This is a genomic window from Parabacteroides goldsteinii (assembly GCF_020091425.1).
Classification (GTDB): domain Bacteria; phylum Bacteroidota; class Bacteroidia; order Bacteroidales; family Tannerellaceae; genus Parabacteroides; species Parabacteroides goldsteinii.
Genome location: NZ_CP081906.1, coordinates 125,733 through 145,484 on the forward strand (window position 1 = coordinate 125,733; position 19,752 = coordinate 145,484).

Annotated in this window: 24 protein-coding genes and 2 pseudogenes; 13 read left to right on the top strand and 13 right to left on the bottom strand. The window is 37.8% G+C overall.

All coding sequences use genetic code 11. From position 1 onward, the window contains the following. Nucleotides 1-113: 113 nt before the first annotated feature. Nucleotides 114-698 (top strand): phosphoglycerate mutase family protein, encoded by a 585-nt coding sequence (locus K6V26_RS01330; protein WP_224264437.1) that lies wholly within the window; start codon nt 114-116, stop codon nt 696-698. On the opposite strand, the gene K6V26_RS01335 is transcribed toward K6V26_RS01330, so the two are convergent. Both K6V26_RS01335 and K6V26_RS01340 read right to left on the bottom strand, forming a co-directional pair. Beyond that, entirely contained in the window at nt 670-1,467 is a 798-nt protein-coding gene (locus K6V26_RS01335) for a LuxR C-terminal-related transcriptional regulator (RefSeq protein WP_224265889.1), read from the bottom strand. The two genes, K6V26_RS01330 and K6V26_RS01335, sit on opposite strands and share 29 nt — an antisense overlap. Then, nucleotides 1,464-1,958 carry a cupin domain-containing protein gene (locus K6V26_RS01340; RefSeq protein WP_224264438.1) on the bottom strand — a complete coding sequence of 165 codons (495 nt, stop codon included), beginning with the start codon at nt 1,956-1,958 and terminating at the stop codon, nt 1,464-1,466. The genes K6V26_RS01335 and K6V26_RS01340 overlap by 4 nt, the downstream gene beginning before the upstream one ends. 117 nt (nt 1,959-2,075) lie before the next feature. Between K6V26_RS01340 and K6V26_RS01345 the strand changes: the two genes are divergently transcribed. The 5 genes and pseudogenes from K6V26_RS01345 (at nt 2,076) to K6V26_RS01365 (ending at nt 5,659) form a co-directional block, all read left to right on the top strand. Continuing rightward, nucleotides 2,076-2,585, top strand: coding sequence for a nitroreductase family protein (locus K6V26_RS01345; protein ID WP_224264439.1), 510 nt, complete (start codon nt 2,076-2,078; stop codon nt 2,583-2,585). A gap of 28 nt (nt 2,586-2,613) precedes the next feature. Next, a pseudogene (locus tag K6V26_RS01350) lies at nt 2,614-3,178 on the top strand (Crp/Fnr family transcriptional regulator). Nucleotides 3,179-3,276: 98 nt separating this feature from the next. Then, nucleotides 3,277-3,624, top strand: coding sequence for a cupin domain-containing protein (locus tag K6V26_RS01355; RefSeq protein ID WP_224264440.1), 348 nt, complete (start codon nt 3,277-3,279; stop codon nt 3,622-3,624). 48 nt (nt 3,625-3,672) lie between these two features. Next, a pseudogene (locus K6V26_RS01360) lies at nt 3,673-4,577 on the top strand (helix-turn-helix domain-containing protein). Nucleotides 4,578-4,657: 80 nt separating this feature from the next. Next, entirely contained in the window at nt 4,658-5,659 is a 1,002-nt protein-coding gene (locus K6V26_RS01365) for an aldo/keto reductase (protein WP_224264441.1), read from the top strand. A 336-nt stretch (nt 5,660-5,995) separates the two neighbouring features. On the opposite strand, the gene K6V26_RS01370 is transcribed toward K6V26_RS01365, so the two are convergent. The 4 genes from K6V26_RS01370 to K6V26_RS01385 all read right to left on the bottom strand — a co-directional run bounded on the left by K6V26_RS01370 (nt 5,996) and on the right by K6V26_RS01385 (nt 10,173). After that, a complete protein-coding gene (locus tag K6V26_RS01370) occupies nt 5,996-6,640 on the bottom strand; it encodes an HNH endonuclease (RefSeq protein WP_224264442.1) in 645 nt (214 codons plus the stop codon). Further along, nucleotides 6,637-7,881, bottom strand: a complete 1,245-nt coding sequence (locus K6V26_RS01375) for an AAA family ATPase (protein ID WP_224264443.1) — start codon at nt 7,879-7,881, stop codon at nt 6,637-6,639. The genes K6V26_RS01370 and K6V26_RS01375 overlap by 4 nt, the downstream gene beginning before the upstream one ends. Nucleotides 7,882-7,888: 7 nt before the next feature. Next, entirely contained in the window at nt 7,889-9,256 is a 1,368-nt protein-coding gene (locus K6V26_RS01380) for an AlbA family DNA-binding domain-containing protein (RefSeq protein ID WP_224264444.1), read from the bottom strand. 77 nt (nt 9,257-9,333) lie between these two features. After that, complete coding sequence (locus K6V26_RS01385) at nt 9,334-10,173, bottom strand: AraC family transcriptional regulator (RefSeq protein WP_224264445.1); 840 nt, start codon at nt 10,171-10,173, stop codon at nt 9,334-9,336. 110 nt (nt 10,174-10,283) lie between these two features. Here K6V26_RS01385 and K6V26_RS01390 point away from each other — a divergent pair, with 110 nt between their 5' ends. The 5 genes from K6V26_RS01390 to K6V26_RS01410 all read left to right on the top strand — a co-directional run bounded on the left by K6V26_RS01390 (nt 10,284) and on the right by K6V26_RS01410 (nt 12,637). After that, entirely contained in the window at nt 10,284-10,880 is a 597-nt protein-coding gene (locus tag K6V26_RS01390; RefSeq protein ID WP_195382326.1) for a sugar O-acetyltransferase, read from the top strand. A gap of 4 nt (nt 10,881-10,884) precedes the next feature. Continuing rightward, a complete protein-coding gene (locus K6V26_RS01395; protein WP_195382325.1) occupies nt 10,885-11,523 on the top strand; it encodes an HAD family hydrolase in 639 nt (212 codons plus the stop codon). A gap of 44 nt (nt 11,524-11,567) precedes the next feature. Then, nucleotides 11,568-11,807, top strand: a complete 240-nt coding sequence (locus K6V26_RS01400) for a hypothetical protein (RefSeq protein WP_115498076.1) — start codon at nt 11,568-11,570, stop codon at nt 11,805-11,807. Further along, nucleotides 11,761-12,180: an RteC domain-containing protein gene (locus K6V26_RS01405; protein ID WP_035450064.1), complete on the top strand. Its 420-nt coding sequence runs from the start codon at nt 11,761-11,763 to the stop codon at nt 12,178-12,180. The genes K6V26_RS01400 and K6V26_RS01405 overlap by 47 nt, the downstream gene beginning before the upstream one ends. A gap of 130 nt (nt 12,181-12,310) precedes the next feature. After that, the gene (locus K6V26_RS01410) at nt 12,311-12,637 is read left to right on the top strand and encodes a helix-turn-helix domain-containing protein (RefSeq protein ID WP_035450063.1); all 327 of its coding nucleotides are present in this window, start codon (nt 12,311-12,313) and stop codon (nt 12,635-12,637) included. A 49-nt stretch (nt 12,638-12,686) separates the two neighbouring features. On the opposite strand, the gene K6V26_RS01415 is transcribed toward K6V26_RS01410, so the two are convergent. From K6V26_RS01415 to K6V26_RS01440, 6 genes are all read right to left on the bottom strand, one after another. Continuing rightward, nucleotides 12,687-13,412 (bottom strand): hypothetical protein, encoded by a 726-nt coding sequence (locus tag K6V26_RS01415; RefSeq protein ID WP_224264446.1) that lies wholly within the window; start codon nt 13,410-13,412, stop codon nt 12,687-12,689. A gap of 4 nt (nt 13,413-13,416) precedes the next feature. Next, nucleotides 13,417-14,334 (bottom strand): relaxase/mobilization nuclease domain-containing protein, encoded by a 918-nt coding sequence (locus K6V26_RS01420; protein ID WP_195382323.1) that lies wholly within the window; start codon nt 14,332-14,334, stop codon nt 13,417-13,419. Next, entirely contained in the window at nt 14,300-14,683 is a 384-nt protein-coding gene (locus K6V26_RS01425) for a MobC family plasmid mobilization relaxosome protein (protein ID WP_010993345.1), read from the bottom strand. Before K6V26_RS01425 ends, K6V26_RS01420 begins: the two co-directional genes overlap by 35 nt. A 157-nt stretch (nt 14,684-14,840) precedes the next feature. Next, complete coding sequence (locus tag K6V26_RS01430; RefSeq protein WP_195382322.1) at nt 14,841-15,875, bottom strand: toprim domain-containing protein; 1,035 nt, start codon at nt 15,873-15,875, stop codon at nt 14,841-14,843. Between the two features lie 336 nt (nt 15,876-16,211). Continuing rightward, nucleotides 16,212-17,444, bottom strand: a complete 1,233-nt coding sequence (locus K6V26_RS01435) for a VapE domain-containing protein (RefSeq protein ID WP_195382321.1) — start codon at nt 17,442-17,444, stop codon at nt 16,212-16,214. After that, nucleotides 17,425-17,730, bottom strand: a complete 306-nt coding sequence (locus K6V26_RS01440; protein WP_044469089.1) for a helix-turn-helix domain-containing protein — start codon at nt 17,728-17,730, stop codon at nt 17,425-17,427. The genes K6V26_RS01435 and K6V26_RS01440 overlap by 20 nt, the downstream gene beginning before the upstream one ends. Before the next feature lie 342 nt (nt 17,731-18,072). Here K6V26_RS01440 and K6V26_RS01445 point away from each other — a divergent pair, with 342 nt between their 5' ends. Both K6V26_RS01445 and K6V26_RS01450 read left to right on the top strand, forming a co-directional pair. Continuing rightward, nucleotides 18,073-18,360 (top strand): helix-turn-helix domain-containing protein, encoded by a 288-nt coding sequence (locus tag K6V26_RS01445; RefSeq protein ID WP_035449922.1) that lies wholly within the window; start codon nt 18,073-18,075, stop codon nt 18,358-18,360. A 5-nt stretch (nt 18,361-18,365) separates the two neighbouring features. Next, complete coding sequence (locus tag K6V26_RS01450; RefSeq protein ID WP_195382320.1) at nt 18,366-18,662, top strand: helix-turn-helix domain-containing protein; 297 nt, start codon at nt 18,366-18,368, stop codon at nt 18,660-18,662. 115 nt (nt 18,663-18,777) lie between these two features. Here the strand turns inward: K6V26_RS01450 and K6V26_RS01455 are convergent, their stop codons facing one another. Further along, on the bottom strand, nt 18,778-19,701 hold the full coding sequence (locus K6V26_RS01455; protein ID WP_195382319.1) for a toll/interleukin-1 receptor domain-containing protein: 924 nt from the start codon (nt 19,699-19,701) through the stop codon (nt 18,778-18,780). Between the last annotated feature and the right edge of the window lie 51 nt (nt 19,702-19,752).

The window sequence follows — 19,752 nt, forward strand, 5'->3', positions numbered from 1 at the left end:
ATGATTGGAAAGGACGGGCAAAGTTACATGAACCGGTTTGTCTATTAAATAGTGATTTATAGCTATATTTCCGGCCTTTTTCATACTTTTGCGTGCACATTAAAAATACAAAAATGGATATTCTCGATATAGCACGGCTGAATCAGCAGCGGGCCTGGAAAGTAGTGGAGGACAGCGGCGTTATCCCCGCCTGGAAAAGCATAGGAGCTGAAATCAACCTGGTTGGTTCTTTAAGTACGGGGTTACTGATGACGCACCGGGATATTGATTTTCATATTTATACCTCTCCGTTGGAATTATCAGATAGTTTCCGGGCGATGGCAAAACTGGCAGAGAATCCGTTTGTCCAAAAAATAGAGTGTGCGAACTTGTTACATACGGTTGAGGAGTGCGTGGAGTGGCATGCCTGGTTTCAGGAACCGGAAGGTGAACTTTGGCAGATAGATATGATTCATATCCGGAAAGGTTCCCGATATGACGGTTATTTTGAAAAGGTTGCCAAGCGAATCGCTGCTGTTCTGACGGATGAAACAAGACGGACTATCCTGCAACTGAAATTTGAAACACCCGCAACGGAAAAGGTCATGGGTGTGGAGTATTATCAGGCTGTTATTCGTGACGGTGTGCGGAGTTATGCCGAATTTGAGGAGTGGAGAAAGCAATATCCGGTTACCGGTGTGGTGGAGTGGATGCCGTAAGCCGGTTTAACAGTCCAGATTCCAATCCGGCATTTATAGCTTCGATAGAGTTTTGGACCCCTAATTTGTGTAACAGGTTCTGACGGTGGATATTCACCGTGTGGATACTGATGCATAGTTTATGAGCTATTTCCTTACTTAGCAGTCCTTCCTGAATAAGATGTAATATCTCCGTTTCCCGCGGAGTGAGAATCGGTTGCCGACAGACTGGGAGGGAAGGGGAGAACATCTCTCCGTTTCTGAGGTTGAGGACGGTACAATCTACCCCGTTTGTTTCTTCCTGGTTGGGTGAAATGTCCATATTCCCTAATATAAGCCATGCTTTTCCTGTAGCGTCCTGTTCCATTACCTGATGTTTACTGGTGACACGTACGTATTGTTGACGGATGTTGCGGACACGGAAACTGTAAATATTGCAATAGTTGTTCCGTTCAGCGGCAGGGAGGCTGTAAATGAATTCTCCCAACCGGATTTGGAAAGCCTCTAGTTGCTGGCGATCGTCCGGATGGATACGTGATTCCAGATAGTCGCCCTGTTTTTCGAGAGTGGCAATTTTATGGCTGTCATATCCCAGCAAGTCGGAAAAGTTAGGAGAAGCGAAAGCATATCTGCATTTGTAGACATCGACAACGAAGGTGCAGGTACGATTTATTTTCGCCATTTGCAGGAGCATGGCTTTATCGCGTTCCCAAACGGCGTAATCGATGCCGGTAGCTGATAGGTTTTGTCTCGCCCATAATTCTTCGCGGGTGATATTGTCTGGCTTCATTGAAGTTCCCTCCATTTCTCCTGGGGATTTTCTTCTCCGTCAAAATAACCAGATTGCGCGGATTTATTGAATATCTCACCTGACGGAACAAGATATATTTTATCGGAATCCGGATATTCACAAATGTCATGTCCGATAAATGTCCTTATATCAAGGTATACGCAGGGTTCTGTCGTGTGATTGTATAATTGATGTGCTCCGGTTTCACCTTTTTCGAAAAAAATCAAATCTCCGCTGCTTACGGCTTCTAACCCTTCAGGTGTTCTTAAGGTGGCAGAGCCGGAGATAATCAAGAATAATTCTTCTGCATATCGGTGGAAATGGTACGCAGAACAGTATTGTCCGGGATTCAGTTGACGCAAGTCGAAATTTAAATTTTCCGGTTCCACTCCTTTTTGGCTTCTGGAGATGTCTGTGAATAATTTGAAAGGCTCAATCCTGTTCGGATTTTCCTGAAAGTTTCTGTCGGTTGATTTTAAAATAGTAGCCATGATTTTGTCTTTAAGAGGGTGAAGTTATTACAAATTTTCTCTATTCATGTAGCAAATATAGTTTGTAAAGCGTAATTTTACAGATATTTTACTCCAAATATTAAAAACAGCGAAGGTATGGACTTTTTAGAACTAACAAAGAAACGCTTTTCAGCAAGAAATTATAAGTCGGATAAGGTCGAACAGGATAAGATAGATTATATTATTGAATGTGCCCGGTTAGCTCCTTCTGCGGTAAATTATCAACCGTGGCATTTCATGGTCGTAATCAGTGAAGAACAGAAAAAGAAGATACAGCAATGTTATAATAGAGAATGGTTTGCAAAAGCACCAGTTTATATCGTGGTATGTGCTGATAAATCAGAAGCCTGGATACGGAAGTCTGATAATAAAAATCATGCAGACATCGACGCCGCCATTGCAACAGAACATATTTGTCTTGCTGCTACAGAAATGGGATTAGGTAGTTGCTGGGTTTGTAACTTTGATTTGGATTTACTTAGAACAAACTTTCAATTACCTGCTGAAAAATATCCGGTAGCGATTATACCATTGGGATATATCGCAGAACAACCCGAACGTTTCTCAACTCGAAAGGAGAGGGGGGAAATAGTAACGGTGTATTAAATAGGGGGCGTTGCGGCATAGATAAAATATGATATTAGAGAACATTCTAATCAACGAAGTAGGTCTATCGTCCGATTTAAGGCTGATAGATACATGCGATAAAGTTTTTTTGAAGCGGAAAGACTATTTATTGCATCAGGGACAAATCTGTAGATTTATAGGCTTTGTGGAATCTGGAGTTTTACGCTCTTACATAGAAAAGGAAGGAGACGATTATATCAGTGACTTTTATTTTGAAGGTTCATTTATCACATCTTATAGAAGTTTTCTAACTAAAGAGGCAAGTGTAGGAAGCATACAGGCATTAGAAGACTCGACTATATATTGTTTATCTAAAACTAATTATGACCAATTACTACAAGCCTCGAATGAGTGGTATAAATTGGGAAAATATATAGCAGACACTCTCTTTATTAAAAAATGCAGGAAAGAGACATCATTACTTATGGATAATGCTTTAGATAGATATAAATTACTTCTACAAACTTATCCTAATTATAGAACAACATGTATCACAATATCATATAGCATCATATCTTGGAATAAAACCTGAATCCTTGAGCCGTCTTAAATCTCTTAACATAGGTCAATGAAATAAGCTCTTGCTCTGTCCTATCTTTGCTGCAAGCAAATCTATCATGAATAAGATAGCAGTTTCATTGTATTAATCATTTTAAATTGTTGCACAAGTATGGAAAAGAATAACGTAGCAAGAACCAATCTTCTTTCTATTCAATTGAAGGAAAAGCAAGGTTTATCAAAAGTCGAAATTAAAAGAGTCGTTATTCCGCAAAGTGGAAAGGCTGAGTATCATTTACATCCTTGTTCAGTTGTGGGGCATGTTGTTTCAGGTACTTTATTGTTCCAGGTTGAAGGAGAAAAAGCTCAATTGCTAACAGGTGGGGAAGCATTTTACGAACCTAAGAATAAGCCGATACTGCATTTTGATAATGCATCAGATTCCGAATCTTTAGTGTTCATTGCATACTATTTAATCGAAGAGTGTGAGGATTTAATAGTGTTATTACCTGAAAAGTAAGCTCTCTTCGGATAATAATTGTTTATTTTGCAATAAAGACTCGTTATTATGCCTGAAAGTATTTCGCAATTCTATAAAAGGATACAGCTTCGTCCTTCTCAACCGGATGCTACCTATTCTAAGGAGAAACCCTATTTTAATATTTTCTCCCGGCAATGTAATTTTGGTACAGTACAATTCAGTTACAGAGAGTTTTATAAAATAACATTGATTATAGGTGTGGGAAAACTATATTATGCAGATAAATGGATTTTGGTAAACCGTCCTGCATTGTTGTTTTCCAATCCTTTGGTTCCTTATGCTTGGGAATCAATCAGTGAAGAACAGAAAGGAATGTTTTGCATTTTCAATGAACAGTTTGTGCAGTCGGAAGAAAAAAACGGTTCGTTAGCCAATACCCCATTATTTAAAATAACAGGAGATAAAGTCTTCTTTTTGGATGATACGCAAGTTGATAAAGTGCTGGATATATACTGCAGATGCAGGAAGAAAACCAATCCGGCTATGTGAATAAGTCTGATGTGTTGCGATGCTACCTTCATTTGTTGATACATACAGCCTTGAAAATGCAAGATTTCAATCAGTATGAGTCGTTCCCGAATGCTTCACAGCGTATTACTGAATTATTCATAGAATTGTTAGACAGGCAATTCCCGGTTGATTATCCGCACGCGATATTAAATTTACGTACTCCTGCCGATTATGCAAACCGCCTGTCTGTGCATATTAATCATTTAAATAAAGTTGTTAAAGATACGACAGGAAAAACAACCTCTGAGATGATTGCGGAAAGAATAACCAAAGAATGTACGCAATATTTGTTACACAGTAATCTTTCTATATCAGAAATAGCGTATAGTTTGGGATTCGAAACGGTCTCTTATTTCAGTAAATTTTATCGTAAGCATACTGGTAAATCCCCTAGTGAAATCAGAGAACAGGCAATTATTTGATTTGTGCAAATGATGCTTTGAATTGTATCATTCAATCTGAATGCCTTTCCTTAATTTTGTACCGACTAGAAATATAAATTATGAAGTACAGAAAATTAGGTAAAACAGGAGAGAACCTGTCCACAATCGGATTAGGTTGCATGGGGATGAGTGCTGCGTATGGAGTAGCTGATGAAAAAGAAAGCATCAAAACATTGTACCGTGCATTGGAGCTTGGCGTCAACTTTTGGGATACAGCTGATGTGTATGGCAATGGTGCTAATGAGCGATTATTATCTAAGGTATTGGCTGAAAGAAGAAATCAGATTTTTATAGCAACGAAATTCGGTTTCCGCTTACGTAATAATCAAGGCAGTGTGTTTGCCGGTGGCGAGAGTTATGTGGATGCTTCTCCTAAATATATGAGACAAGCAGTAGAAAGCAGTTTGAAAAGGTTGAATATTGAAACCATAGACTTGTACTATGCACATCGGATAGACCCGGCAATACCGGTTGAAGAAACTGTTGGTGCTATGGCTGAACTGGTGGGAGAGGGGAAAGTGCGTTATTTAGGATTAAGCGAATGTTCATCCGAATCATTGCGGAGAGCTTATGCCGTTCATCCTATATCAGCCGTTGAAAGTGAGTATTCCTTATTAACCCGTGATATGGAAAAAGAGATGCTACCCTTAACTAAAGAATTGGGAATAACTCTAGTTCCGTTTTCTCCACTAGGCAGAGGATTGGTCACCAATACCATTGATGTTAAAGCTTTAGGAGAAAATGACTTTCGAAAGCATTTACCTCGTTATAATAGCGAACATTGGGAGAATAACCGCAATTTAGCTACCGGACTGGCAACTATTGCGAAAAGTAAAAACATTACTCCTGCTCAACTAGCTTTGGCTTGGTTGTTAGCGCAAAGTGAAAATATTGTACCCATACCGGGTACAAAACGTATGAAATATTTAGAAGAAAATGCACAGGCAGCTAATATCGGGTTGTCGGAAGAGGATATGACAGAGATAAAGCAACTTGTACAGAAATTCCCTAATATTGGAGATAGATACAATAAGTATGATTTCGAATTTGTAAATAAATAGACTGTACGGCTGGATTATACTTATGGTTTAGTGCGGGTTAAACGGAACGCAGAAAATCAGAAAATAGGTGTGTTTTTAGTCCAAAAGGAGTCTATTTTAAACGAAAAAGCAGTTACTTTTAAAGTAACTGCTTGATTTTCAGTGGTGCCACCAGCAACCGAAAATCGGTTTGTATAGCACTATTTCTCAATAAGTTATATCTTTTCTACGATGTAAGTCCCTTGAATAAGGCTTTCACAGCTTTGCACCGTTCAACACAAGTTTGTAGCTTGGGTACGATTTCTGAGGGCAAAGATAGAAAATCTTCTAATTATTTGCTATAATAACTCTTTGAATTTATATATTTATATCTGTTAATTGTTTAATGACCGCTTTTATTGCCATTGCATATGGCTTATCATCTGCTGATTCTTTTACTATTTCCTTTTTAAGGATAAATTTTAATGAAGTATTCGTTTCTTCATTGTATTTATCTATCAGCAATCTGACAGCATTGATGCGTTCCATTCTGCTTTCCATTAAATGTGGTCGATTTAAATCTAACAATTTTTCTGTTATTTCACCCCTTTTGTCTTTATGACAAATCATAGTTCCTAATGAAATAAAGTGGTCATTCGGATTGTCTTTATAGGGATTTACAATGGGGTATGTTTCATCAAATATATCATTTTTGTTTGTATTACAGATAGGACAGGCTAGCCCAAGATTATTCCATTCGAAAGTTTCTTGAGGATATTTTGATTTAGGTTTGTAGTGTTCAATATGAGCATAAGTCACATCCGATATCTTACTTTCACAGTACATACATTTATTATGTGTTTCAGATTCGAGGGCAGACTTGATTTCTGGTTGGTTATATTTATTTTTAACTGCATCAGGGATTTTTGTGTCAGATGTGATATAATTCATTAAATCAGATGTCCAACTTGCTTTATGAGTTTGTAAGATTGATGGTTCTGTTGTTTTAATAATTTTAATCATTTCTCTAAAACTGTTTTAAGTGCTAATGGCATTAAACTTTCTAATCCTGCTTTTTTAAATTCTCCTCTCATTTCTTCTACGGAGTCTTCTGTAATATTTATGTGTTTATATTTATTAACTAGCTCTATTAATGTTTTTTCTGCCCATATTGGCATTGTAAAAGGAACTCCTAAAACTTCATTCAATATTTCAGTAGCTGTTCTAGCTTTATTTACTAGATCTAATTTTTCACTATATACATAATTATCTTTATTATATCTAAATGCATACACATTTGAATCCTTAACGGATGCTACAATCAAAGGACTATGTGTTGATATTATAAACTGAATATTAGGAAATGCATCTAAAAAATCAGGGAGCACAGAACGCTGCATTGTAGCGTGTAAGTGATTTTCTATTTCGTCTATTAGTACAACTATATTTGAATTGTTAGAATCTGATATATTGTAAATTTGCCATGCAAGGTCTATAAGAGAAGCAATTCCTCCCGAAACAGCATCAAGCATAAAATCACCTGATTCTGTTACTAGGACAATCTCATAATTTCTTATAGATATCTCTTTAAATCCTATATTAACTGGAAGAATAATTCTCAATATATGTTGAAATCCTAAAAAACATTCTCTTAATTCTTTGTCAGCTTGAATAAATTCATTCCCACTTCCTCCAATAGCCCAATTCAATAGAGTTTCCTTTATCAGGAAATTTATTGGTTTATGTTCATAGTAGCCAGTTCTAAAGATATTGTTTTTAGTATTTTCTTCTACTAAGTGATATGCGTTTTTCTTATCTCTTTTCTGGGTAGATATACTAGGAACTTCTTGGTATTTGAAAACATTTCTATGTGATGAAATATTTAAACCTGTAATATCCTTGTTTATTGTGTTATAAGCCTGTCTGTAGCGTATATTTATTTGATATTTAGCAGTATTTGAATTTGGTATGGCTAAATCGGCTATTACTCCATTATCATAAATAAGTTCTCCTATATTAGAATCAGTTATAATCTTGTTCTTTTTAAATAATCGATTAAAATATTTCAGGAATCCTGTGTTTAATTCTTTTGCGGGAGTAGCTAGTTCTTGAAAATCCCAACCAAAATGTCTAGCAAGTAAATGTAATAATGTTGTTTTACCAGAACCATTAGCTCCTGTAAGAATAGTTAATCTATTATGAAACTGTATGTCGATAGTTTCAAATTGCTTCCATTGATTTATTTTAAGTTGCTTAAATTTCATATATTGACTAATTAATTAAATAATATCCCCCTGTTTTTTGTGCCCCCTTAAACTCTATTAGTCCTGATTTTACTAAAGAGTTTAAATAGCGTTTAGCTGTAGGAACGCTTTTACCTATTAGTCCCGCTATCTTGGACGAATTAAGTCCCGGATATTGCTTGATGATATTTAAAACTTCCTGCTCTTTTGAGTTTACAGTATCATTTACAGTATCATTTACAGTATCATGTTTGATACTGATAGCCCTTTTAAATACTACCGTAAACATCCCCTCTGTATGAAATTCAGGTTCAGGAAGATTTGCTTCTCTCATAGCTTCTTGCATACGGGGAATACCGGATGCCACCCTTTCAACCAAATGCATACGTGTAAACAAACCAAATATTAACGGATTACGTGTCATACTCTTGTGTCCGAAATCTTTAGCTACAATAGGCAAAAGTCCTCCGGGGTTTGAAATTTCTACTCGGTCATCGAACATTTCTATTGTAATGGTTGCTCCCTGTTCGTAATAATCACGATGGGATAAAGCGTTTATAATGGCTTCTTTGAATACAGTAAGAGGAATTTCCCAAATTTCTTCTCTTGGTCCTGCTCCCTCAATTTTATAAGCTACTTGCAGTTTACTTTCCAGCCATGCCATAGCCTGCAAATATTGTTGGTATAGTGGACCGCCAAAGGTTTTATCATCAATGATATATACTTTGGTTGTTCCTTTGAAAAGGATACATCTTGTTACTGCGTGTGGAAACTTTCGTTCAGGTTGTTTCCCAAAGAACATGGCTGCTCCATTCTTGGCTACTCCTTTATCCGTAAACAGTTCTAAATTCTCAAATATCTGTTTGTTGGCAGTCGATGGACTTAGCTTTGCTTCCGTGCGAAAGTCTTTTATCGCTTGTTCGTCTGCATCTGTGTAAATGTTGAACCATGAACAAGGGATAGCATCAAAAAATATTTTGTTGCATTCCTGAAAGAAACTGCGCATTTCTTCGACAGTACGAAGTTTCTGTGAGTTTGCTCCCTCACGCACAAAGATAGAACCGGAAAATATATAAGGTTTATCTTTTCCTGACGGAACATCAATTACCCAAACTGTCTTATCCTCGATATTTACCGCATACATATCACAATGGAGAGCCGGAGATATTTCACTGATAGAGCCTTGAATGGCTGAACGTTTGTCATTTTCCAAACCTGTACCAATAATCTGTCCGTTATCATCTACGCCGATAAGCAAATATCCTCCGTCAGCATTAGCGAAAGCGCAAATTTCCTCTGTTAGTTCACGAACTTTTGAAGGTACACGAACTTTAAACTCTACATTATAGCCTTCTCCGCTATCGATAAGTGATTGTATGGTTTCTGTATTTGTCATAGACATCTATAAATATAATGCAAAAATAGTCATTTCTATTGTTTTAATAACTCTAAAAACAAGGATATGTATATGGTTTACTTCAAATTGTTCTTTCTGAAATTAGAGGGGCTGCATCCTCTATACTTTTTGAAAAACTTATTAAGATGGCTCTCATCGGTAAATCCCAATTCTTCAACGATTTCACAAATTCTCATTTGACTATGTAATAATCTATTTTCTACTAACTTTAGTTTGTAGTTTAAAATGTATTGCTGCATAGTTTCATTAGTATGTTTTTTGATATATCGTCCTAAATAATTCTCCGAAATGCCAAAATGTTGGCTTATATCTTTTGCTCTGATTTTACCTGTTTTATAGATGTTTGCTTGAATATACTGCAATATGTCAAGCGATTTGTCCTCAGAGCATTCATCCACCTGTTCAAGCAAGAACATTGCGATATTGCGTGCTACCACAATAATAATCGTATTAATTATTTGTGTTATAATCTCCTTGCTGTATAAATTTCGGTTAATATATTCCCTGATAATCGCTTCAATCATGGGTTTCACCAATAGCTTATCTACTTTATTTCTTAGTATACAACCGGGTTGATGATTAGCATGTTGAAGAATAAACTCCAGTCTTTGGATATTTTCAGCACCGAAAACAGAAGAATGTATATATATGTCGTTAAACTTGATGTCGACAAACTTAATTGTTGTATGGATTTCGAAAGAATGCGTATCTCCGGGAGTAATCATAAACAAATGTCCGTCATGATAAGGAAACATATTGTTGTTAATCCATTGGATGCCTGTTCCTGAAAGAATATATACTAATTCAAAAAAGGTATGTTCATGCTCTTTTAGCAAGGATTCATCAAGCTCGCTAAAACTAATTTCGAATGGTTGATGTAGGTTTTCTCTTTTCATGCCATAAATATAGCCCTATAAAACGGATTAATACCAAAATAACGAAAAATAATACCTAAAATTAGCCGAAAAATCGGTATAACTTTGCAATATATTTAAAATCATAGCTTATGAAAACTGAAATGGAAAAATGTTTGGCAGGTGAATGGTATGATTGCCACGACCCGTTTTTTATGGATTTGAAAAGTAAAGCTCATCACTTGTTGATGAAATATAATTCTTTGCCGTATGAACAAAAGACTGAAAAATATGCCGTACTAAAGGAAATGTTTGGAAGTATAGGCGCAAATGTTTCTGTCGGTCATTCGTTTATATGTGATTATGGATGCAATATACATATCGGTGATAATGTCACCGTAAATACCGGTTGTACATTTGTCGATTGCAATAGGATTACCATAGGGAACAATGTGCTGGTAGCACCTAATGTGCAAATCTATACGGCAACTCACCCGGTAGAGTTTAATGAACGGCTTGTATTGACAGAAACCCCGGCTGGCTGTAAATATGTCCGTCGAACTTTTGCCCTCCCTGTCATGATAAAGGATGGCTGCTGGATTGGCGGTGGAGTAATTATTTTACCGGGTGTGACAATAGGGCAAAAAAGTGTGATTGGTGCAGGAAGTGTTGTCACCAAAGATATTCCGGCAAATAGCTTGGCGGTAGGAAATCCTTGCCGGGTGATACGGAAAATCAATCAAATGTAAGGTTATGATTAAATTAGTCGCCTTTGATTTAGACGGTACAATCGGAGATACAATTCCCATGTGCCTCAAAGCCTTAAAAAAGGCAGTAACTCCTTATGTTACTCTTAATGATGTATCCGAAAATGATATTTTAGAAACTTTTGGACTAAATGAAAAAGGGATGATAAAAAAACTTGTTGGTTATAATTGGGAAGGAGCCTTGAATGACTTCTACGTGATATACGAACAAATGCATATAATGTGCCCTCGTCCTTTTGACGGTATAACAGAACTGATTGAGAAGTTAAAAAAGAAATCTATTCTTATTGCTTTGGTTACGGGAAAAGGAGAAAAGAGTTGTACGATAACATTACGTCAATTTAATATGGACACGTGTTTTGATAAAGTAAAAACTGGAAATCCTTTCAAAAATAATAAAGCAGAGAATTTTAGGGAATTGCTCGCAGATTATAAGTTACAACCGGATGAAATGATATATATAGGTGATACAGTTTCAGATATTGTGTCCTGTAGGGAAGTTGGAATACGATGTTTATCTGCTTCATGGGTAACTTCTTGCTTAGATGCACAAAAATTAGAAGTTCACAATGCTGGGAATGTTTTTTATTCAATAGCTTCACTTGAATGCTATTTAATGGGATGACAAATATATATGCTTAATAAAGAAACATTTAGTATTTCTATTGTATGAACAGAATATCAGATTTGAGTTTCTTTCGATTATTATCGGAATGCTCACAACGTAAAGTTTCCGTATCAGAATTTATGGAAGCTATTGAGGAATTGGCTATTCACTTGGCTGATTTTAGTATCAATGAACAGAATAATAGCGTTTTACTACGCTACCTTTCTTTCGGATTGTATAGACTTAAATCGTATCATGTGCGGTTTGAGCAAGAAAAAAATGCCTTATTTGTATCTCATTGATGAAGCGATTGGGCTACTGAACAATGAAATACGCCTTGTGGAATGGCGTATCAAGTACCCGGAGCAATTCAAATCACACTTTAACAAACAACCTTTTTCCCCTCTTTATTTGGCAGACAAAACAAATCTGATTGATATAATGGAAATTATCAGCGGTTTATTCCTTTCCAAACGTATCGTCTATAAAAATGGCAAACCAGCTTTCTTGTCTGATTTATCTAAAGCTTTTGAATGGGTGTTTAACGTCCAACTAAAAGACTATCACCAAAAGCATGAGGATGTAATAAAGCGCAAGCCGGGCAAAATAACCGAATTTCTTAATGGACTATCTGACCTTATCCGAAATGAACATGATAAAAAAGGATATAGATAATCAATAACTTAGCTTTAATTTATAGGGGATTCCATGTGCTACCCCGTAATTTCTTTGCACTGGTTTTCTGAACTTTGCTTCATCAATCGATTGACAAACAAGAATGTATAATCTGAAAAATGAAGTAAATATGTATATAGAAAACTATGATTTCAAGGAATGGATGCAAAAGCTATTTGACAAATTGGATGAGCTTTGCAAGGATGTACGAATATTGCGCAATGCAGATAAAGTGCTGTCCGAAGATGATAACCTACTGGATAATCAGGATTTATGCCTATTGTTCAAAGTTAGCATCAGAACATTGCAACGGCTGCGAAGCAAAAACGAGCTTCCCTATATGTTGATTAGCGGAAAAGTCTATTACCGGGCTTCGGATGTACGGAAGTTCATCAAGGAACGGTTTAATGCGGTCATGCTCCGCAACTTTGAAAAACAGTTTGGGGAAAAGAAGTAAAACAGATAAGCCGGAGTAGTGGGTATCACTTGCTCCGGCTCTCTCTTTTCTATGGCTTCCCTAACTTATCCGCTTCCTTTTTTAACTGTTTGGCTTGTTCGTCCAACAGCCTTGCACGCTCCAACGCTTCCGCTTGTTTACGGCTGCGGTATTCAAAATCTGTCACCGTATCTGTCAGATGCCGGATAAAACTGTTATCCCGTTTCCGACTGAAATTTATTTCCAGCAAATCTAAACTGTTACCGTCTGCCTTTCCTTTCATCAGGAGATAACGGTATTTTATATCATTGTCCTGTAACTGCTGCATCCGTTCCGCAAAACGGATATTCAGGACTAACGACACAAGGCAAATGAGTATTCCTGCTGAAAAAAGAAAGAATTTCGGTTTCAGATAGGGAGTAATCCAGTTTAGAAATTTATCATACCAAGAACTGGGTTCTGACTTTTCCGATTGTTGTGTGTCAGCCGGAAACAATATCTTTAGTTTCTCCTTGAAATACCTGTGTGAAGCTACGATAAGCCCCTTTATATCTTCAAGGTCTTGTTTTTGGTTCTCGGACTGTCCTTGCTTGATACTGGCGATTTGACTTAAAATCTCCTGCACTATGTTTTTAGGAATGGCAGGCTTTCCCTGTAGTTCCAAAATACGCTGCTCGATAACATCCAGTCGGTTTATCGTTTCCTCCCGGCTGGCTGGTGTCACCTGTTGTTCCTGCTTCTCTTTCAGTTCTGTAACCATAGAGAGAAGCCCCTCAAAAATCAAATTTTCTTCCATACGCTTATAACTTAAATTGTCGTTTCTTTTTCTTCTTCTTTCTCAAATCGGGATTGTCAGGCGTTTCATCAACCGGAGAGGACGAAACGGAAAACAAACCGCCTAAACCTACCAGTAGCGAATTATCACTTTTGTTTATTGCTGGTTCCTGTGTTTGTGGGGTAATCGTTTGCTTGTTGCTTCCGGCTGTTGTCAACTTTGCATCCCTGAAATATTTATCCAATTTGGAAAAACTGAAACTGCGGTCAATCTCCGAGCCTTTGAACGTGTATTCACCTTTGGAAAAGGAAATACCCTGTATCTCATTCGTCTGCCCTTTGTGTTTGAACTGAATGCTGATACATTTTTCTGTTAACTGCTCCTGTAACTGCTGCCAGTTCCTTGATTTTCTGATTTCATTCTTTACAGCCGTGTAAATCTTATATTTCGTTTTGTCCGGCTCTTTTAGACGATGTTGTTTCACCTGTTCTTTCCCTTTGGCAAAATACAGTCCGTGTTTTTCTTTCAGCTTCTTGCAAACTTGCTCGTTCCGGTACATATCGTTACTGTCTGAAATGGTTTTACCGTTATTATCTATCCGGTTGAATACGATATGCACATGCGGATGCTCCCGGTCTTGATGCCGCACGATGATATACTGCGTATCGGTGATTTTCATTTCACGCATGTACTCCTGTGCCAACTGTATCATTTTCTCGTCTGTTAGTTTTGGGGCATCCACTACCGAATAACTTAGCGCAATATGTCCGACTGGCTTCTTCAAACCGGGATTCATTTCTGTTTGCATACAGAAACTACGGATAATGTCCTGCTTGCTTTCGGCTAACACTCCTTCCGCATGAAGCAAAGCTGCCTGTTCCTTGCCGAGTACATAGTTCACACAACCTTTAAATCCGCTTCCCTTTTTTATTTTTCCAATCATCCGATAACTGGTTTATGATTTCAATAATCCTGTTTTTCAGTTTCACAAGCTCCACTGCCACGAGCGCAAAACCTCCTGCATTGGCACGGTGCGCAAGCTGGTTGAGGTTGTTGGCTTCTCCGGCTAACTTGCGGATACTGTCTGCGTCCTGCTTGTTCAGTCGGGGTGTTACCTCTGTCGAAATAATCGCTTGCCGGACGTATTCGCTAATAGGCAGACCGGATTCTCCGGCTCGCTTCTTGATAGCGTAATACTGTAACTCTGTCAGCTTCGTACTGACTACCCGTTTTTGTTTGTCTATCCGGTTCTTTGCCGGTCGACCTCCTGATTTGTTTCTTATCTCTGTCATACGTTTTTGCTTTTTAGGTGGTATCTTAGAAATTGCGACCAACGGGAGAAATTTCCCTTTGCGATGAGCAAAGCAAGGTGTTTCGGTCTACCAAAACATAACCTTGCTCCCCTAAATCACACCGCTTGCCGTTGGTATGCTTTGCCTGTTCTACTAATTACAACCGCCTGCCCCTTTTTCTTTTTTCATCGGGAGTTTGTCTATTTTTATCTTCCTGCTGTTGTTGCTTGGCAGACTGTTTTTGTTTCTCTGGCTGCGTTTGTTGGGTTGACTGTTGCCTCCTATTCTCTGCTTGGTTGAACTTCTTCCCACACAGGTAATCGTTCAAGTCCTTGTATTCACTGTACAGATGTGATGAATCACGTACATGCCAACGATATTCTTTTTGTATAGCTTGGGTGGCTTTACGTCCTGCTTCGTCATTATCCAAAAGGCAGTGGATATGCTCGTAATCTGCTAATGGGTATAGGGCTTTATCTACATTTGTGGTCGAGTTCAGGATAATGTAATCCTGCCAGTCAAGACAAGGATAGGTGGGATTTGTTTTCTGCCGGATGGCGATAAAAGAAAGATAGTCCATTACTCCCTCGAAAACAAAACAGCTATCGTTCTTTTTGCCTGCCTGCCGTATGTGTGTGATGTCTTTGGGTGATGTACTCCCCTTGAAACGTGGATTGCGAAGTTCGTAACCTCTGGCATCGTTCTTGAAAGCAAGCGCAAAATAAGGCTTGTCACCGATACGGTAATACATTTCCTGCACATGGTGCGCTGCCATTTCAGGTGGAATGTTCCTGCTTCTCAAATAATCCATGAGTGCCGGATTCTGCAACGGCTGGATTTTACGGATGTCTATCGGGCTGGTCGGTTGTTTCCTTTCATGCTGAATCCTTTCTGAAACCTCTTTCCCTTGAAAAGGAAAAAAATTTCCGGATGAATACTGTTCCAGTCGGCAGATAGCACCGTAAGCGTTACATCCGTGCTGCTTCATCACAAGGTCGATGAGAGAGCCGCCCTCACCCGTCCCGAAGTCACACCACAGATTTACACCGTAATCCACCTTGAAACTGGGCGTATCATCCTGACGGAACGGACTGTGGTACATGCCGTAATAATATTTATCCACTGCGGGCAGAATGCCCAATGATTTCAGATAGTCTTTGATACTGATATGGTTAGCTTCCTGATAAGTCATAATCTTTATTTTTGAATGTTTGTAAATTGTAGTAATGAAGTAAGAAACGAGTAAGAAGAAAAACAGTCAACTTTCTGCACCTATCTCTTTTTCTTTCAATAGATTATATTCTATGCAGTAAGATAAGTAAGTTATTCTATACAAAAGAGATAGAAATATTACCTATGTTGTTTTCTGACTTTTCTTTTTTCTCAAATTTCCTGAAAGTTCAGGCTTTTATCTTACTTCTTACTGTGTGTTGTGTAAATAGCTGGTATTCAATGAATAAAACACAGTAAGATGTTTTTTCGATAGTTACTGCATGGGAGTAACTTCCAATTATAAAACGGCTCTGTGTTAACCGTAATCGTTATCGGTGTAGGGTATGGAAACAGGCTTTATTCTGTACCCATATACCGAATAATTGCAGTTGCTGATACGCTTTTGTACCCGTTTGAATCCGGCTTTCCTCAATGCTTCCCCCAACCGTTTTTCAGATAACTGCATAGGGCATACGTCCCGTAAACAAGTGAGGATTTGCGCTGTTGTCATAAAGAACAGACTTTCTTCTTCCTCTGTGGGCTTTTCAAAATACTGCATCAGCATTTCAAACTCAACTGTTTGCACCTCAAATTCCGCATTTGTCAGGTGCAGTTCTTCAATCTCGGCATCATTAAACCAATAGCGTACACCTTGCCGATACAAGTACATGATTTCGGAGTAGACATTATCCATGTTGATACTTTCTGCTGTCGATTTATCAATGTGCAGGACTTCAAAAGGCAGAAATCGTCTGTTCCCTGTCGGGTCTGTCAAGAACTCGTTACCGTTCACCGAAGCCATGAAGCTGGCTAAATGCGGATATTCCTCTATGTAAATATCATACGGTCTGCGGTATTTAACTGCCGGGGTGGTTATTAGGTTCTTTAATGCGTTTTCATTCTGCTTGTTGAGTTCCTTTAGCTGGTCGTCGATGTTGATAAACAAGTATTCGGCTATCAGTGTCAGGATGTCTTTGCTCTGCGGGTCTATCTTCCCGGTAAATAGATAGTTTTTTAGTGGTGACGGGCAAAGGTTATCCAGCCACCATGTTTTGAATTGCCCCTGCTTGTCGCCAGTAAGAACTAAACAAGTATGGTTTTGACAGCCTGTATCATTCATGGCATTAGCTACCACACCGACAAGCCATTTCGTAAAATACTCCTCCCACTTGCCGAGATTGGCTACTTGCACCGTGTTTAACAGTTTTTTGATATATCCATGTCCGGCAGGATTCAACAAGGGTAGGGCAGTAAGGTATTCCCGTATGGGATGCATCTTATTTGCGAAATCGCTTTCCAATATCATACGGATGTTTTCGGCAGAGGTGGCAACACCTACGGTAACATCCAGTTTGCGCCTGAAAGAGTTCAAAGCAAACTTTGTGACTGGCTGATACAAATCGGAAGTATTTGCAGCCCGATATTCTGTCCTGCTTTTCACAATATTAAACCGGAAGTCGTACAAGGAATTAAGCTGCCTTTCGATGCGCTCGTTCTTGGATAGCCTACCCTCGATGTGTTCCGCTTCGTTATCCCTTTTCTCTTTCATCGGATAGTTTGTTGGAAGCTGGTACATATTGTTGCTGCATCCACCGCTGCAACTCGTCCACATCGAAACGTAAGGAGCGTCCACGCTTGACACATGGTATCGCTCCGCTGCTGGCTAAGTGGTAGAGGTAATTAACTGAATATCCGGTTATCCGGCTGGCTACGGATATTTTGACTAAAACAGATTGCCTGCTGTCTGGTTCTTCGGATGAAGAACTGATTACGGGGGAAATCATCTTTTCGATGTTTTCCAGCCGCTTGAAAATTTCTTCAAAAGGATTGTTCATGGTGCTTTGTTCTTTGAATTAGCACCACAAATAAAATAAGAAAAATTGGTAAAAAACAAAGTGTCAGCCGTTTGGAATTGCTTTGCTCGGCTCTGCTTCAAAATACTATCAGACCATGAAAGTTCGTTTGTGTTCTTCACCTTATTATAATAGAGAATGAAACGTGAACGAAGTTCTTTATATTGATTACCTTTTTCGGTTTTTCTTATTCTTTTCTCTATGCAAGTGGGACAAATGAGGACATATAAGGACATCTGCGGACAATCTGAAACAAGCTATTATTCAAGGCTATATATTTGTATCAAACAAGAAAAAAGAAGTAATATCAAAATATAATGAAATATGGAAATAGTAACTATTGAAAAGAAAACATTCGAACTTTGGCAGGAAAAGTTTAACCACTTTATCAATCGTATGGATGCCCTGTGTATTCCTTTGCGGAGAAAACAGGATAAGTGGTTGGATAACTGCGAAACCTGCCGTTTGCTGAATGTGTCTGCCCGGACGATGCAAACCTATCGTGATACGGGCAAATTACCTTATTCGCAAATCAATAACAAGATTTATTATAAGATTTCGGATGTGGAAACCTTTATGCAAAATCACGTGAAGAATAACTCTAAAAAATAGAACCTATGGATTTGATAACAAAAGATTCCAATACAACACAAGTATTGTTTTCATCCCTTGACCGGGTGTTGGAGAATGTGGAATACATGATAACGAATTATCGTCCGGTACTGGGTGGGGAACATTACTTGACAGGTGAGGAAGTCTGCCAAAAACTGTGTATCAGTAAGCGGACTTTGCAGGATTACAGGGATACAGGACTGCTGGGATATGTGCAACTTCCGGGAAAAATCATTTATCGGGAAAGTGATATAATGAATTTGTTAGATAAGCATTACAGGAATGATAACTTGAAATCTTGAAAACATGAAATCTTGAATCCTTGTTTTCTTTGTGTATTGGTTGATTGAAAGCCAGCAATCTCGTTTTATTGAAAACAGTATTGCTGGCTTTATTTATTTTACAAATTCACAAACCTTATTTGGTAAATATAGGAGAACCATTAGTTTGTATGACATATTCAAAAGTGACTTCGTCGTTATAATCTCCTCGCGTATCGTCTTTTAATGCAAGAATTTTTATAGCGGCATAAAATCCATTTATATTTTGCAACACGACAATCTGATTTATAGCAGGAGTCCTTGTTCTTGAGGAACTATCATATATACGAGCATCAGCTATTTGATTAATGTCCGATAAGTCTTTTGCTAAGGCTACTGTAGATATACTTGCAGAATCATTGTATACATGTATTCTTGTATTACTTGCTTTAGAAAAGTATAATTCAAACATTAATTCGTTTTGACCAATACAATATCGTCCGTTGTTGTTTGAATAATCAAAAATTACAAGTCCTTTTATAGCAGGAGAAACATATTTTTCATTTGAAGGTATAAATTTCTGTTTTGCAAAATTTTTAATATTTTTAAATGGATTCTCTCCAATAGGAGGAATCGGCAATACTGGTTCATCAAGAATATCTCTTAATAATTCTTCATATTTTGATTCATATAGATTAGAATCATTGAAGTCAATATATTGCCTTCCTCCTAAAAATGTAGGTACTTTTTTATCAGCGTTATTGTTTCTTATAAGTGGAATAACCCAATTTGAATTTTGGTCTTGAATGTATTCTGCTGATATTATTTGTTTCTCATATCCAGCTCCACCTTTGCCTTCGTTAGCTTTTGCCACATATCTTTCTGAACATATACAAATCACTCTTTGTGACTTAGAAAGTCCTTGCTCCATAAAAGCTGCCAAATTGCTACCTAATTTCAAATTCCACCTATCTAAGATTATATCAACACCATTTGAACGTAATCTTGTTGCAAGCTGTAAAACCCATTCCTTATGCTCTTCGTTATCATGTGAATAGGATATAAAGACGTTTGGTACCATAGTTCTTTTCTTGATTGATTTATGCAAAAATAAAATATAAAATAAGCATAA